Below are 14,217 nucleotides of genomic sequence, written 5' to 3'. Positions count from 1 at the left end.
CAGTGGAGGATCACGCCGTGCTCGGCAGGTACGAGTGCAGATCCGCCGGGAGATCCTTGCGGTACTTGACGTTCAGCTTCCGGTACACCCGCGTCAGATGCTGCTCGATGGTCGACGGCGTGATGTAGAGCTTCGACGCGATCTCCCGATTCGTGTACCCCACGGCGGCCAGCGCGGCCACCCTCCGTTCCGCGTCCGTCAGCGTCGCGATCGGATCGGCCGGCTTCTCCTCGGCCGGCGCGTCCTCGCCGTCGGCCTTCCCGCGCGAGGGCAGCAACTCCTCGCACAACTCGGCGGCGTCGCAGACGTTCGCCACGTGCCACGCCCGCCGGGCGACGGTCCACGCGCGCCGATGTTCCCGCAAGGCCTGATGTGCCTTGGACAGATCGGCCAGAGCGCGGGCCAGCTCGTACTGGTCCCCGCACTCCTCCAGGATCACCACGGCGTCCTGCAACAACTGCGGCCGGTTGTGCGGCTGGTTGGTGGCGGCCAGCAACCGCAACGCCACCCCTCGGGTGCGCGAGGCGTCCGGGCCCAGCCGGGCGAGCTGCTCGTTGATCAGCCGCTTGGCCTCGTCCCGGTTCGCCCCGTGCAGCAGCCACGCCTCCGCGGCCGACGTCCGCCACGGCACCACGCCTGGCTGATCCACACCCCAGGACGTCATCAGCTCGCCGCAGGACAGGAAGTCCGCGAGCGCCGCGTAGTGCCGGGACGTCGCCAGGTAGTGGTGGCCGCGCGCGTACAGGTAGTGCAACCCGTACCGGGACTGGAACATCGCCTCGGGCACCGGCTGTTCCAGGAACGACGCCGCGTCCTCGTGCCGTCCCATCTTGGTGGCCGCGTTGATGAGGATCCCCAGCGGCATGCCCAGCGCCACGCCCCACCCACCGGCGGGCATGAGGTCCAGGGCGTTCTGGGCGTGCTCGAAAGCGGTGGTCAGGTCGCCGCGCCGCAGCGACACCTCGGCGCGCACGCAGGAGAAGAAGGCGCGTGCGACCGCGAGGTTCTTGGTCCGCGCCTCGTCCAGGAGCTTGTCGCACCACTGCGCCGCCACGTCGAGCCGGTCCGCGTAGACCAGGGCCTGCAACGCCAGCATCGCCGACTCCGGCCCCCACCAGCCGCTGTCGGACGGCCGCGCGGCCTGCAGAACGTGCTCGGCGTCGGTGGCCGAAGCGTCGTTGTTGCCGTACGTCAGCACGTTCGCGAGCGCGGTGACGGCCTTCAGCATCGGTCCGGAGGTCAGGCTCACCGTCCGGGTCTTCACGGCCTCCGGGGTGGACGTCGCCCGCCGGGCCAGGGTCGGGTGCGAGCAGGCGAGCCACAGTTCCATGGCGCGCAGGCCGTTGCTCGACGTGGTGGTGCGCCGGACCCGGTCCATCGCCTCGGTGGCCTCGTCGACCTGGCAGTTCCACAGCATCGGCTGCACCAGCGACGTCACGTCCCGGTCGGAGAGCTGCCCGGCCCGCATCGCCGGCACGACCGTGCCGAGCCTCCTGCCGGCCGCGGACGGGTTGACCCGCCACTCCACCCGCACCAGCTTCGCCGCGATCGCCGCGCGTCCGTGCACCTCGACGCACGCCCGATGGGCCAGTTCCAGGTAGCGCAACGCCGTGTCGATCTGTTCGTCGCGCAGGGCGTGCTCGGCGGCCTCCACGAACACCGGCACCATCCACGGGTTCTCGGAGTGGTCGGCCATCACCAGGTAGGGAGCGACCTCCGTGGCGGGCGCACCTTCGTCGTGCAGCAGCAGGGCCGCCCCGAGATACATCTCCTTGCGGTCCTGAGTGGACAGATCGTCCAGCACGGCACCTCGCGCGGCCGGGTCGCGGAACCAGCCGTCGCGCAGCAGCCCGGCCTCGTTCATCACGTCCAGCGCGGACGCCACGGTGTCGGTGTCGGTGCGAGCCAGCCGCCCCAGCGACTCGTGCGTCGCCTGCTCCCCTGTCACGGCCAGCGCCCGCGCGACGGGCAGCACGTGGTGGTCGCTGCGGTGCAGGCAGCTGACCAGCGCTCGCCGGTAGCCGGGGCCGATCACCAGACCGCCGTCGTCGCGCGGCTTGCAGAGCCGCTGGTCGTCGAGCAACGACCGCACCAGCAACGGATTCCCGCCGGACAACGCCATCGCGTCCACGGCGTGCACCGACGCCTCGAACAGCTCGTCCAACGATCCCAGCGGCGCCAGCTGGACGTCGCGGCAGTGCGGGTGGCGCAACAACTCGGTGTGCAGGGCGGTGTGCGCGGCGCGCGGCGAGGCGGTCTCGGTGAGCATCAGCAGCACCTTCGCCTGGCCGATGCGGCGGATCAGGTACAGCAGCCAGTGCAGCGACGACGAGTCGGCGTGCTGCACGTCGTCGATGCCGATCACCAGTGGCGTCTCGGCCGTGAGATCCAGCAGCGCCAGGCACAACGCGTGCAACTGGCGCGCGGTCGGCCCGTCAGCGCTGCGGGCGGCGGCGTCGAGCAGTTCGCCGACCTCGTCCGGCGCGTCCAGGGGGTGGAAGATCTGGCTCGCCACCCCGAACGGCAGATCGCGCTCGAACGCCGAGCAGGTGGCCTTGACGAAGCCGGCGCCGGAGGCCTCGCCGAACGCGTGCAGCAGCTCGGTCTTGCCTGAAGCGACAGGGCCGGTGAGCAGAGCGACCCTTCCAGATCCTGACAGGGAGTCGGTCAACAACGTCTCCAAGGTGGCCCACTGGTCGTCCCGCTCGATCAGGCCCGCGAGCCTCGCCTTGGTCATGCCGTTGTCAGACGTCCCGGTCATGATGATGTACCTCTCGCCAGGAGGCATCGAGCGTCGCAGGCGGACGCATCCCCATCAAATCGATACGCGCCAGTTCTAGGTGTTCTCCTGGAGTACCGGTGCTTTCGAACACTAGGTCTTCTTCTGGAGAAGGCCGCCGCCCTGGGACAGGGCACCTCGGGGTCCGGCAGGCTCGCGGTCATCAGGCGTCAGTCCGAAGGGTGAAGTCCATGAGCCAGCGGCCGATCCTGTTCGTCAGTCTGCCGGAGAGCGGCCTGCTGAACCCGATGCTCGTGCTAGCGGAGGAACTGTCGCGCCGCGGCGTCGAGGACCTGTGGTTCGCCACCGACGACAAGGGTCGCGAGGAGGTCGAGGCGGCCGCGGTCGGCTCGCCGATCGAGTTCTTCTCGCTGGGGGACGTGATCCCGGAGATGTCCTCGGTCACCTGGCCCGACGACGTCTACGCGAAGGTGACCCAGCGGTCGCGGTTCAAGGCGCGCAAGGCCGTCATCGCCCAGACCAACCGTCCCGAGCAGCGGATTCCCAAGTACCGCAAGCTTTCGGAGCTGGTCGACGAGATCCGGCCGGCGCTGATGATCGTCGAGTCCATGTGCATGTTCGGCTACGAGGTCGCCATCACCAAGGGCGTGCCGTACGTGATCAGCAACCCGTTCGTCGCGTCGAACCTCGTGACGTCCGCGATCCCGATCGGTCCCTCCTACACGCCGAAGGACTTCCCGCGCCCGCACACCGGCCTGCCCGCCGGCATGTCCTGGACCCAGCGCTGGGCCAACAGGCTCTTCGGCTGGCGCACGCTCGCGACCGCGTTCACCAAGGACAACAAGGACCGCAACGCGCGCAACGCCAAGGTGATCGCCGAGCTGGGCATCTCCCCCAAGGCGTCCGGTCAGTTCGCGCGGGTCGAGCAGGCCGAAATGGTGCTGTGCTACTCGATCCCGGAGATGGACTACCCGTTCGACGTCCCGGAGAAGATCCGCACCGTCGGCGCGCTGGTGCCGCCGCTCCCCCAGGCAGAACCCGGCGAACTCGGCACCTGGCTGGACGCGCAGAAGTCCGTTGTGTACATGGGTTTCGGCACGATCACGCGACTCACCCGGGACCAGGTCGAGGCGTTCGTCCAGGTCGCCCACAGCCTCGAAGGCAAGCACTCGGTCCTGTGGAAGCTGCCGCGCGACCAGCAGAAGTTCCTGCCTTCCACGCTTCCCGGCAACCTGCGCATCGAGACCTGGGTGCCGTCGCAGCTCGACGTGCTGGCGCACCCGAACGTCAAGCTGTTCTTCACGCACGCGGGCGGAAACGCCTACACCGAAAGCATTTACTTCGGCAAGCCGATGGTCTCACGGCCGTTGTGGGTCGACTGCTACGACCAGGCGATCCGCGCCACGAGCTTCGGTGTCGGGCTGACGCTGGACAAGCCGCACACCGTCGACCCGCACGACGTGGTGGACAAGCTGACCCGCGTCCTGGACGACCCGGGGTTCACCGAGAACGCCGAACGTCTCGCGGCGCTGCAGCACTCCGCCGGCGGCCGCAAGACCGCCGCCGACCTGATCCTCTCTCTGCCCGCACTGGCCTCGAAGTGAGTTGACGATGAGCTACCGCTATCCCGTCTCGATGCCTTCGCTGCGCGGCAACGAGCTCGAGTACACGACGAAGGCCGTGACGGACGGCTGGATCTCCTCGCAGGGGCCGTACGTGCCGCAGTTCGAGGAGGCCTTCGCCTCCTACAACGACGTCAAGTACGGCGTCGCGTGTTCCTCCGGCACAACTGCTCTGACGCTCGCGCTGAGGGCTCTGGGCGTTGGTCCCGGCGACGAGGTGATCGTGCCCGAGTTCACGATGATCGCGTCGGCGTGGGCCGTGACCTACACCGGCGCCACCCCCGTCTTCGTGGACTGCGCCGACGACCTGAACATCGACGTCACGAAGATCGAGGAGAAGATCACCCCGCGCACCAAGGTGATCATGCCGGTGCACGTCTACGGCCGGCAGTGCGACATGGACCCGATCCTCGAACTGGCCTACGAGTACAACCTGCGCGTCGTCGAGGACTCGGCCGAGGCGCACGGCGTCAAGCCGACCGGTGACATCGCCGCGTTCTCGTTGTTCGCCAACAAGGTCATCACCTCGGGCGAGGGCGGCGTCTGCGTCACGAACGACCCCCACCTGGCGCGGCAGATGGCGCACCTGCGCGGCATGGCGTTCACCAGCGACCACAGCTTCCTGCACAAGAAGCTCGCCTACAACTTCCGGATGACCAACCTGCAGGCCGCGGTCGCGCTCGCGCAGACCGAACGCCTCGACGAGATCATCGCGACGCGCGCACAGATCGAGAAGCGGTACGACGAGGGTCTTCGTGGCATCGCCGGCATCACCCTCATGCCGCCGCGGGACGTGTTGTGGATGTACGACCTGCGCGCGGAACGCCGTGAGGAGCTCAGGACCTTCCTGGCGGACAACGGTGTCGAGACCCGTCTCTTCTTCAAGCCGATGAGCAGGCAGCCCGGCTATCTCGACCCGGTGTGGCCGACGCTGAACGCGAACCGGTTCGCCGAGGACGGGTTGTACCTCCCCACCCACGCCGAGCTGACCGAGGACGACCAGGACCACATCGTGGCGCAGGTCCGCCGGTTCTACGAGGGATGAGACATGACGAGCACTGACCTGGTCCCGTTCATGATGCGCCGCCCCGGCGTGCCGTTCCCTCCTCCCGAGTACGAGGGGTTCCGCACGAAACCCGGCCTGACGAAGGCCGCGTTGCCGTCGGGCGAGACGGTGTGGCTGGTGACCAGGCACGAGGAGGTGCGCGCGGTCCTCACCGATCCGCGCATCAGCTCCAACCCGACGCACGAGGGGTTTCCACGTCCGTCGCGCACCGTGGGCGCACCGTCCGCGGACGACGTGCCTGGCTGGTTCGTGTCGCTGGACCCGCCGGACCACAACAGGTTCCGCAAGGCGTTGATCCCCGAGTTCACGGTGCGCCGCATCAGGGCGTTGCGGCCGGCGGTCGAGCAGATCGTCGACCACGCCATCGACCAGATGCTGGCCAGGGGGAACACGGCCGAGCTGGTCGAGGACTTCTCGCTGACGGTGCCGTCGCTGGTGATCTCGGCCCTGCTGGGCGTGCCGAAGGTGGACCGCGACTTCTTCGAGGAGAAGACGAAGGTCCTCGTGACGCTGACCTCGACCGACGAGCAGCGGGACAAGGCGTCCGAGCACCTGCTGCGCTACATCAACCGGCTGATCACGATCAAGTCCAAGCGTCCCGGTGACGACCTGATCAGCAAGCTGCTGCAGGGCGGTCTGCTGACGCCGCAGGAGCTCTCGGGCGTCTCGATGCTGCTGCTCATCGCGGGCCACGAGACGACGGCGAACAACATCTCGCTCGGCGTCGTCACGCTGTTGCAGCAGAAGCAGTGGATCGACGACGACCGCATGATCGAGGAACTGCTGCGCTACCACTCCGTCGCGGATCTGGTGGCGTTGCGGGTGGCGGTCGAGGACGTCGAGATCGGCGGCCAGCTGGTCAGGGCTGGCGAGGGCATCGTGCCGCTCGTGGCCGGCGCGAACCACGACCCGGGGATGTTCGAGCGGCCGGACGAGTTCGACCCGTCCCGCTCGGCCACCGGGCACGTGGCGTTCGGGTACGGCGTGCACCAGTGCCTCGGGCAGAACCTGGTGCGGCTGGAGATGGACGTCGCCTACCGCGGCCTGTTCAAGCGGATCCCGACCCTGGAGGTCGCGGTGCCGCTCGAAGAGCTGCGGTTCAAGTACGACGGAGTCCTCTTCGGACTCCACGCGCTACCTGTGCGTTGGTGAGAAGGGATCGTCATGGCTCGGATCAGTGTGGACACCGGCAAGTGCATCGGCTCGGCACAGTGCGTGCTGGCCGCGCCGGACGTGTTCGACCAGGACGACGACGGGTTCGTCACGGTGCTCGACGCCAGCCCTTCGGGTGACGCGGAGTCGGCCGCCAGGACGGCCAGGGGCATCTGCCCGGCCCAGGCGATCACGGTGCACGACTGACGTCAGCGACCGCGACGGGGTTTCGCCCGCTTGGCAGGCTGCCGCTTCTGCTGGGGCGCGGGGCCTCGTCGCTGCTGCTGGGGCGCCTGCTTCTTGACCGGCTCCGGCGCGGGCCCACGGGTGCTGTTGACCGTGCGGCCGCGGACGATGCCGATCATGTGCTCGATCAGCTCGGGGTTCTCGTCGCGGATCGGGAACGACAGCGCCACGCGGGACTGCGGCGCGTCCGAGAGCGGCACGTACTTGAGGTCCTTGCGGTGGTGCAGCCGCGCCAGTGACTGCGGTACGACCAGCATGCCGACGCCTGCGGCCACGATCTGGATGGCGTCCGCGGTGGTCTCGGGCCGTTCGACCGGCGGCTGACCGGGCTGCTCGTCCCAGTCGAGCGGGTCGTCGAGCGGCTGCCACAGGACGTGCTCCGCCAGGTCCTCGACGGACAGTTCGTCGGCCGCGGCGAACTCGTGGTCCTTCGGGAACACGACGACGCTGGTCTCGGTGTAGAGCGGGATCGCGTGCAGGTCCTCGCGGTCGCCGGGCAGCCGCAGCAGTGCGGCGTCGGCCTCACCGGACCGCACCTTCGCCCCTGCTTCGGCGACGGTCACCTGAACGAGGGTCAGCGGGGTCTCCGGCAGGCGTTCCTCCCAGACCCGTGCCCACTTGCCCGGCGTCACACCTGGGACGTACGCGAGCGTGAAAGAGCCGGTCACGTGCTGAGGCTACCGGACGAGCCCGTTACTCTTTTCCGCATGAAGTCGCAGCAGACGATGAAGCCCGCCACCGCCGCCAAGAAGCTCGGCGTGTACCTCGAGGCCACCCCCGAGGAGTTCCAGGCCGGCGTCGTGTCGCGCGACGAGCTGAACGAGCTGCAGGCCAACCCGCCGGAGTGGCTGGCGAACCTGCGCAGCAACGGCCCGCACCCCAAGCAGCTCATCGCGCAGAAGCTCGGTATCTCGGCGTCGGGCCTGGTGCGCGCCGGCATCACCGAGGCGCTCACCACCGACCAGATCACCGCCATCAAGGACGAGAACCCGGACTGGCTGGTGCGCGAGCGCGCCACCTACAAGGAGTTCAAGGCCGAAGAGGCGCGCCTGGCGGAGAAGGCGCGCCTCGAGGAAGAAGCGGAGTGACCCTGCTCACCAGGTGACGGGAAACCTCTCCAGACCGCCCGCGAGCCTGCCGCCGGGGTGGGACTCCAGCTCCGACTCCGGCACCGCGAGCCGCAGCGTGGGCAGGCGTTCGAACAGCGCGGTGTAGGCGACGGCGAGGATGATCCGCACGAGCGGGGCGCCGGTGCAGTGCCGCATGCCGTGACCGAACGTGAAGTGGTGGTTCGGTGAGCGGGTGACGTCGAAGTCGTTCGGGTTCTCGAACGCGCGCGGGTCGAAGTTGGCGAGGCTGAAGTCGAGCATCACGAGGTCGCCCTCCTTGATCGTGACGCCCCCGATCTCGATGTCCTCGCTGGCGTAGCGGGGCAGGACGGGCGAGCTGATCGTGGCGCGCATGACCTCGTCGACGGCGCGCGCCATGATCTCCGGATCGGCCATGGCCTTCGCGCGCTGCTCGGGGTTGCGCAGGAACAGCAGCACGCCGAAGTCGAGGTGGCTCGCGAGGCCCGCGAGGCCCGTGAACAGCAGCGTGACGACGTGGAGGCCGATCTCGGAGTTGGTCAGACCGGTCTCGATGAACCGCGAGATGACGTCGTCGCCGAGTTCCGACCTGCGGCGTTCGCCGATGTCGGCGGCGAATCCGAACAGCGGGTCCATGCCGGCCTCGGCGGACTCCTGGTCGGAGGCGCCGACGGTGTCCATCATCTCCAGGAGCTTGGCGCGGTCCTCGACGGGGATGCCGACCATGTCGCAGAGCGCCTGCTGCGAGTAGTCCATCGAGTAGGCGCTGTGCAGGTCGGCGGGCTGACCGGCGGCGATGATCGCGTCGAGCTTCTCGTTCGCGATGCCGACGACGCGCTCGCGGCGTTCGATGACGCGGCGGGCGGCGAAGCTCTTGGTGTAGAGGACGCGTTTCTTCTCGTGGCGCTCCTTCTCGACCTCGATGTCGTCGGCGGTGATGAGCATGTCGAGCATCGGGTTGCGGAAGTACCGCGGAGCGTTGGCCGGGTCCTTGTGGCTGCGGCCGAGCTTCTGGTTCTGCAGCAGCGACTTCACCTCGGCGTGGCGGGTGACGAGCCAGCCCTCGTCGCCCGCGGGCGTCCGGATGCGGCACACCGGCGCCTGTTCCCGCAACCGCAGCCGGAGTTCGCTGAACGTCAGGATCGACGGCAGTTCGACCCCGATCAGGGGCAGTTCCTGCGATGTGGTCATCGGACGCCTTCCAGTTTCTCGATACGGGTGCTGAGCCAGTCCTCCATCACGTCCGCGATGACGCCCGCGTCCTCCTTGACCATCGCCATGTGGTCGGTGGCGACGACGCGGATCTCGTCGGCGGGCACGTCGACGTCCTGGCTGGTCGTGACGAGGTCGGTGCCCTTGACCTCGTTGGCGCAGCGGATGAGCAGTTTCGGGACCGTCGTGTGGAGGCCGGTGTCGATGATGAGCGGGAACCAGTGCGCCATCGCGGACAGCCGCGTGCTGTTCATGTTCACCGCGGGCGAGTCCATGGTGTTGAAGTAGTTCGTGGTGACGGCGCCGAAGTCCATGCCCTCGCTGGAGTTGTAGTTCATGCTCAGGGTGTCGAGCATGATCACCGCTTCCGGGGTGATCCCCCAGGTCTCCTCGAGCACGGCGGCCGCGAAGTAGGCGAGGGTGCCGCCGGAGGAGTGTCCGACGAGGACGAACGGGTCGCCGTCGGTGCCGTTGAGGATGCTTTCCGCGACGAACCTGGCCGCTGCTTCGGTGGTGCGCGGCAACGCTTCGCCTTCGTTGAACCCGATGAGCGGCAGTGCTGAGACGTGGCGTTTGCCGCGCAGATGGGCCGCGAGCCTCGCGTACATGTGCACGCCGGCGGTGGCGCCGGGTGCGCTGACGCAGACCAGTTTCGGCAGTTTCGGGCCGTCGGCGAGGGTGACGGGGACGGGCAGGTCCTCCAGTTCGGCCGGGCTGTCGAACATGGGGCGCAGGTTGGCGACGGCCTTGAGCAGTCTCAGGCCTTCGACGACCTTGCCGCCCGTGACGCTGTCCATGAACAGCCCGAACACCGTGTCGTGCGTGGCGACCGTCATGCCGTTGCTCGTGGCGGGCCCGGTGATGGTGCCCAGTTCGGCGTCGACCCTCGCGGCGAGCGCGGCCGGGGTGCCGCTGTCGAACACGGCGCTGCCGGGGAGTTTGAGGGCGAGCATGTCGTTGAGCTGGTTGCGCAGTTCGACGGCGATGAGGCTGTCGAAGCCCAGTTCCAGGAAGTTCTTCTCGGCATCCACTGTGGACTTGTCGTTGTGGCCGAGCAGCGCGGCACACGTGCCGACGACGAGTTCGCGGACCTGGTCGACGCGGTCGTCGGCGTCGAGGTTGCGCAGCCGGTCGAGAACGGTCACGGCCGCCAGCTGGCTCTGCTGCGGGAGGAGCTGCTCGTCGACGATGTCGCGCAGCAGCGGGGCGACGCGCTGCTGGTTGCGGTTGACGTGCAGGGGGATCACGACGCGCCTGTTCTCGGCGAGTGCGGCGTCGAGCAGTGCGAGGCCCTGTTCGGCGGCGAGTGGCGGCATGCCGGAACGGGCGATGCGGTCCAGGGCGGCGTCGCTCAGGCCCGCGGTCATGCCGCTGTCCTGCGCCCACGGGCCCCAGGCGAGGCTGATGGTGTTCGGCCTGGTCTGCGCGAGGGCGTCGAGGTAGGAGTTGGCGGCGGCGTAGTTGCCCTGGCCGGGCGCGCCCATGACGTTGGAGACCGAGCTGTAGAGCACCAGCAGCTTGAGGTCGCGCTGGGCGAGCAGGTGCGCGGCGTCGACCTTGGGCGTGAGGACGGCTCGGAGGCGGTCCGGGGTGAGCGCGTCGACGAGGGCGTCGTCCAGCACGCCCGCCGTGTGGATGACTGTGGTGAGCGGGCGTTCGGTGGCGGCGAACAGGGTCTGGACGTCGTTGGGGTTCGAGACGTCGGCGGCCGCGATGGTGACGGTGGCGCCCTTGTTCTCCAGCTCCTGCTTCAGGTTCTGGGCGCCGGGCGCCTCCTCGCCGCGACGGCTGGCGAGCAGGAGGTGCCGGACGCCGTGCCTGGTGACGAGGTGCTTCGCCAGTTCGGCGCCGAGCCCGCCGGTGCCGCCGGTGATCAGGACGGTGTCGTCCTCGCTCCACTCGTACCTGGCGTCCGGGTTCTCGGGCAGTTCCCTGAGGCGGGCGACCTCGACCTTGCCCTCGCGGACGACGACCTGCGGTTCGTCGCCGTTGACGAGCGAGGTGAGCAGGGCGCCGGAGACGTCGAGGCCGTCGCTGTCGACGAGCAGGAACCGGCCGGGGTTCTCGGCCTGCGCGGTGCGGACCAGGCCCCACACAGCGGCCGCCGCCAGGTCTTCACCTGCCGCGGCGCCGCGGCTGACGAAGACGACGCGCGAGTTCTCGAACGTCAGCGCCTCTTGCAGGATGCTCAGCGCTCGCTGGGTCTGCGCGTGGGTCGTCTCCGGGGTGTTGTCACCCGTGACGGCCACGACGAACACGTCCGGCGTGGTGTTCTGGGCGGCCTCGGTGAGGGTTTCGCCGTAGCCGCTGACGGACTGGCCCGCCGCGTACAGGACGTGGGCGAGGTCGAACTCGTCACCGCCGATGATCGCCCAGCGCGCGCCCGTGATGCCCGGCGCGTCCACTGTGGACTTCACCCAGTTCAGCTCGTAGAGCGCGGGGCGGCTGGCGTTCGGCTGGGCGCCGGGGGCCATGGTGCTCCGCGGCCAGAACCGCTCGGTGTCGAACGGGTAGGTGGGCAGCGCGGTCTTCTGGCCTTCGGTGGGCCAGGCGATCCTGGCACCGGCGGTGTAGAGCGTGGCCAGGGCCGTGATGAACGCCGTGACCTCGTCCTTGTCCTTGCGCATCGTCGGGATGGCGCGGTCCACGAGGGCGGCCAGGACGGCGCTGGGGCCGATCTCGACGTGGGTGGCTTCCTTGACGCGGCTGACGTTGTCGGCGAAGCGCACGGTGTCGCGGACGTGGCTGACCCAGTACTCGGGGTTCGTGACGTCGCCGGTGGCGCTGAACGGGATCTTCGGCGGGTTCAGCGTGATGGTCCTGATGGCGGCCCGGAAGTCGTCGAGCATCGGCTCCATCAGCGGCGAGTGGAACGCGTGGCTGACTTTCAGCTGTTTGGTCCTGCGGTCGGCGAACCGCGCGGCGATCTTCCGCGCCTCCTCCTCGACACCGGCGACGACGACCGAGTCCTCGGCGTTGACGGCGGCCAGGGAGACGCCCGCGGTGAGGTGCGGCGCGACCTCGGCCTCGGTGGCCTGAAGCGCGATCATCACGCCGTCTGCCGGGAGGTTCTGCATGAGGCTCGCCCTGGCCGTGACGAGCTTCGCGGCGTCTTCGAGGCTCAGGACGCCGGCGACGTGCGCGGCGGCGATCTCGCCGATCGAGTGGCCCGCGACGTGGTCGGCCTTGAAGCCGTAGCTCTCCAGCAGCCGGTACAGCGCGACCTCGAACGCGAACAGCGCGGGCTGGGCGTGGCCGGTCTGGTCGAGCCGGGTCTCGTCCTCCCACATGACCTGCCTCAGGCCCGCGGGAAGATGGTGGAGGGCGGCGTCGAGGGCCTCCTGGAAGACGGGGAACGCCTCGTACAGCTCCTTGCCCATGCCGACGCGCTGGGCACCCTGGCCGGAGAACAGCGCGGCGAACGGCTTGCGCTGCACGGTCCCGCTCGCGATGACGTCACCGTCGAGGAGCACCGCGCGGTGGTCGAACGTCGTCGGCCTGGTGGTGAGCAGCGAGTACGCGATGTCCTGCGGCTCTCCTTCGAGGGCCTTGACCTGCTCGACGCGCGCTTTCAGGGCGTTCGCCGACTTCGCCGAGACGACGAGCGGATGCCGGCCCGCCAGCCCCTGAATCGATTCCGGCTGGCTGGCCCCCAGGGGGCTTTCCTCCCCCATCCCAATCATCTCAGGCAGGTCTGACAGTTCTGGGGCCTCTTGGATGATCACGTGGGCGTTGGTGCCGCTCACCCCGAAGGACGAGATGCCGGCGCGGCGGGGTTTGCCGCCCCGCGGCCAGGCGGTGGTCTCCGTCAGCAGGGTGACGCTGCCCGCCGACCAGTCGACGTGCGACGAGGGTTCGCTGACGTGCAGGGTCGGCGGGAGGGTGTCGTGACGCAGTGCTTCCACGATCTTGATGACGCCCGCGACGCCGGCCGCGGCCTGGGTGTGGCCGATGTTGGACTTGATCGCGCCGAGCCGCAGTGGCGTCGCGCGGTCCTGCCCGTAGGTGGCGAGGAGCGCCTCGGCCTCGATCGGATCTCCCAGCACCGTCCCGGTTCCGTGGGCCTCGACGGCGTCCACATCGGACGCCGACAGGCCCGCCGAGGCCAGCGCGGCCTTGATCACCTCGCGCTGGGCGGGGCCGTTCGGGGCGGAGAGGCCGTTGGAGGCGCCGTCCTGGTTGATCGCGCTGCCGGCGACGACGGCGAGCACCGGATGACCGTTGCGCTGGGCGTCGGAGAGCTTCTCCACGAGCAGCACACCGATGCCCTCGGCCCAGCCGGTGCCGTCCGCGTCGTCCGAGAACGCCTTGCACCGGCCCGAGGTCGCGAGGCCGCCCTGCCGGGTGAATCCGGCGAAGTTCGAAGACGTCGCCATGACGGTGACGCCACCGGCCAGTGCGAGCGAGCACTCGCCGTTGCGCAGCGCTTGAGAAGCAAGGTGCAGGGCCACCAACGACGAGGAGCACGCGGTGTCGACGGTGACGGCCGGGCCCTCGAAACCGAACGTGTAGGAGATGCGGCCGGAGATGACACTGGCCGCGGTGCCCATGCCCGCGTGCCCCTCGACGTCCTCCTGCGAGGCGATCAGGACGTGGCCGTAGTCCTGGCCGTTGGTGCCGACGAACACACCGGTCCGCGAGCCGCGCAACGACGTCGGGTCGATGCCCGCGCGTTCGACGGCCTCCCACGTGGCCTGCAGCAGGAGTCGCTGCTGCGGGTCCATCGCCAGCGCCTCACGCGGCGAGATGCCGAAGAAGCCGGGGTCGAAGTCGGCGGCGTCGTAGAGGAATCCGCCCTGCAGCGTCGCGCTGGTGCCGCCGGCCAGGGTGCCGAGGTCCCAGCCGCGGTCGGTCGGGAACCCGGTGATGGCGTCGCGGCCCTGCGACACCAACTCCCACAGGTCTTCCGACGAGCGGACGTCACCGGGGAAGCGGCAGGCGATGCCCACGATCGCGACCGGCTCATGCTTGCCGGACTCGACCTCCTCCAGCCGCCGGCGGGTCTGGGCGAGATCGGCGGTGACCCACTTCAGGTACTCAACGAGCTTCTCTTCGTTCGGCATCGCCGGAAACCTTCCGTCCGCGTGGTGG

General features: G+C 69.2%; 8 protein-coding genes and 1 pseudogene. 5 read left to right on the top strand and 4 right to left on the bottom strand.

The genetic code is table 11. The features are described from left to right. Positions 1 to 10: 10 nt before the first annotated feature. Positions 11 to 2,761 carry an AAA family ATPase gene (locus ACIRG5_RS07550; RefSeq protein ID WP_402901683.1) on the bottom strand — a complete coding sequence of 917 codons (2,751 nt, stop codon included), beginning with the start codon at positions 2,759 to 2,761 and terminating at the stop codon, positions 11 to 13. Between the two features lie 209 nt (positions 2,762 to 2,970). Here ACIRG5_RS07550 and ACIRG5_RS07545 point away from each other — a divergent pair, with 209 nt between their 5' ends. Genes ACIRG5_RS07545 through ACIRG5_RS07530 form a run of 4 tightly spaced genes read left to right on the top strand, consistent with a single transcriptional unit; the run spans position 2,971 to position 6,787 of the window. Beyond that, positions 2,971 to 4,344, top strand: a complete 1,374-nt coding sequence (locus ACIRG5_RS07545) for a glycosyltransferase (protein WP_402901680.1) — start codon at positions 2,971 to 2,973, stop codon at positions 4,342 to 4,344. 7 nt (positions 4,345 to 4,351) lie between these two features. Further along, on the top strand, positions 4,352 to 5,407 hold the full coding sequence (locus ACIRG5_RS07540; protein ID WP_402901677.1) for a DegT/DnrJ/EryC1/StrS family aminotransferase: 1,056 nt from the start codon (positions 4,352 to 4,354) through the stop codon (positions 5,405 to 5,407). A gap of 3 nt (positions 5,408 to 5,410) precedes the next feature. After that, positions 5,411 to 6,580, top strand: a complete 1,170-nt coding sequence (locus ACIRG5_RS07535; protein ID WP_402901674.1) for a cytochrome P450 — start codon at positions 5,411 to 5,413, stop codon at positions 6,578 to 6,580. Positions 6,581 to 6,592: 12 nt separating this feature from the next. Beyond that, complete coding sequence (locus ACIRG5_RS07530) at positions 6,593 to 6,787, top strand: ferredoxin (protein WP_319973444.1); 195 nt, start codon at positions 6,593 to 6,595, stop codon at positions 6,785 to 6,787. A 2-nt stretch (positions 6,788 to 6,789) separates the two neighbouring features. On the opposite strand, the gene ACIRG5_RS07525 is transcribed toward ACIRG5_RS07530, so the two are convergent. Continuing rightward, entirely contained in the window at positions 6,790 to 7,494 is a 705-nt protein-coding gene (locus ACIRG5_RS07525; RefSeq protein ID WP_402901671.1) for a LysR family substrate-binding domain-containing protein, read from the bottom strand. Positions 7,495 to 7,551: 57 nt separating this feature from the next. On the opposite strand from ACIRG5_RS07525, the gene ACIRG5_RS07520 reads away from it, so the two are divergent. Continuing rightward, complete coding sequence (locus tag ACIRG5_RS07520) at positions 7,552 to 7,914, top strand: DUF5997 family protein (RefSeq protein ID WP_360031271.1); 363 nt, start codon at positions 7,552 to 7,554, stop codon at positions 7,912 to 7,914. 6 nt (positions 7,915 to 7,920) lie between these two features. On the opposite strand, the gene ACIRG5_RS07515 is transcribed toward ACIRG5_RS07520, so the two are convergent. Beyond that, positions 7,921 to 9,105, bottom strand: coding sequence for a cytochrome P450 (locus tag ACIRG5_RS07515; protein WP_402901668.1), 1,185 nt, complete (start codon positions 9,103 to 9,105; stop codon positions 7,921 to 7,923). Further along, positions 9,102 to 14,189 (bottom strand): annotated as a pseudogene (locus ACIRG5_RS07510) (SDR family NAD(P)-dependent oxidoreductase); the annotation flags it as partial. The pseudogene ACIRG5_RS07510 and the gene ACIRG5_RS07515, both read right to left, overlap by 4 nt. Positions 14,190 to 14,217 lie beyond the last annotated feature (28 nt).

Origin of the sequence: Lentzea sp. NPDC102401, assembly GCF_044765805.1 — a bacterium.
Taxonomy (GTDB): domain Bacteria; phylum Actinomycetota; class Actinomycetes; order Mycobacteriales; family Pseudonocardiaceae; genus Lentzea; species Lentzea sokolovensis.
This window is presented reverse-complemented; position numbering and strand designations above follow the sequence as displayed.

Bases quoted from the DNA above. Each gene is read 5' to 3' on its own strand.
- ACIRG5_RS07540 (WP_402901677.1), top strand. From the start codon at position 4,352: ATGAGCTACCGCTATCCCGTCTCGATGCCTTCGCTGCGCGGCAACGAG.
- ACIRG5_RS07535 (WP_402901674.1), top strand. From the start codon at position 5,411: ATGACGAGCACTGACCTGGTCCCGTTCATGATGCGCCGCCCCGGCGTG.
- ACIRG5_RS07550 (WP_402901683.1), bottom strand. From the start codon at position 2,761: ATGACCGGGACGTCTGACAACGGCATGACCAAGGCGAGGCTCGCGGGC.
- ACIRG5_RS07520 (WP_360031271.1), top strand. From the start codon at position 7,552: ATGAAGCCCGCCACCGCCGCCAAGAAGCTCGGCGTGTACCTCGAGGCC.
- ACIRG5_RS07530 (WP_319973444.1), top strand. From the start codon at position 6,593: ATGGCTCGGATCAGTGTGGACACCGGCAAGTGCATCGGCTCGGCACAG.
- ACIRG5_RS07545 (WP_402901680.1), top strand. From the start codon at position 2,971: ATGAGCCAGCGGCCGATCCTGTTCGTCAGTCTGCCGGAGAGCGGCCTG.
- ACIRG5_RS07515 (WP_402901668.1), bottom strand. From the start codon at position 9,105: ATGACCACATCGCAGGAACTGCCCCTGATCGGGGTCGAACTGCCGTCG.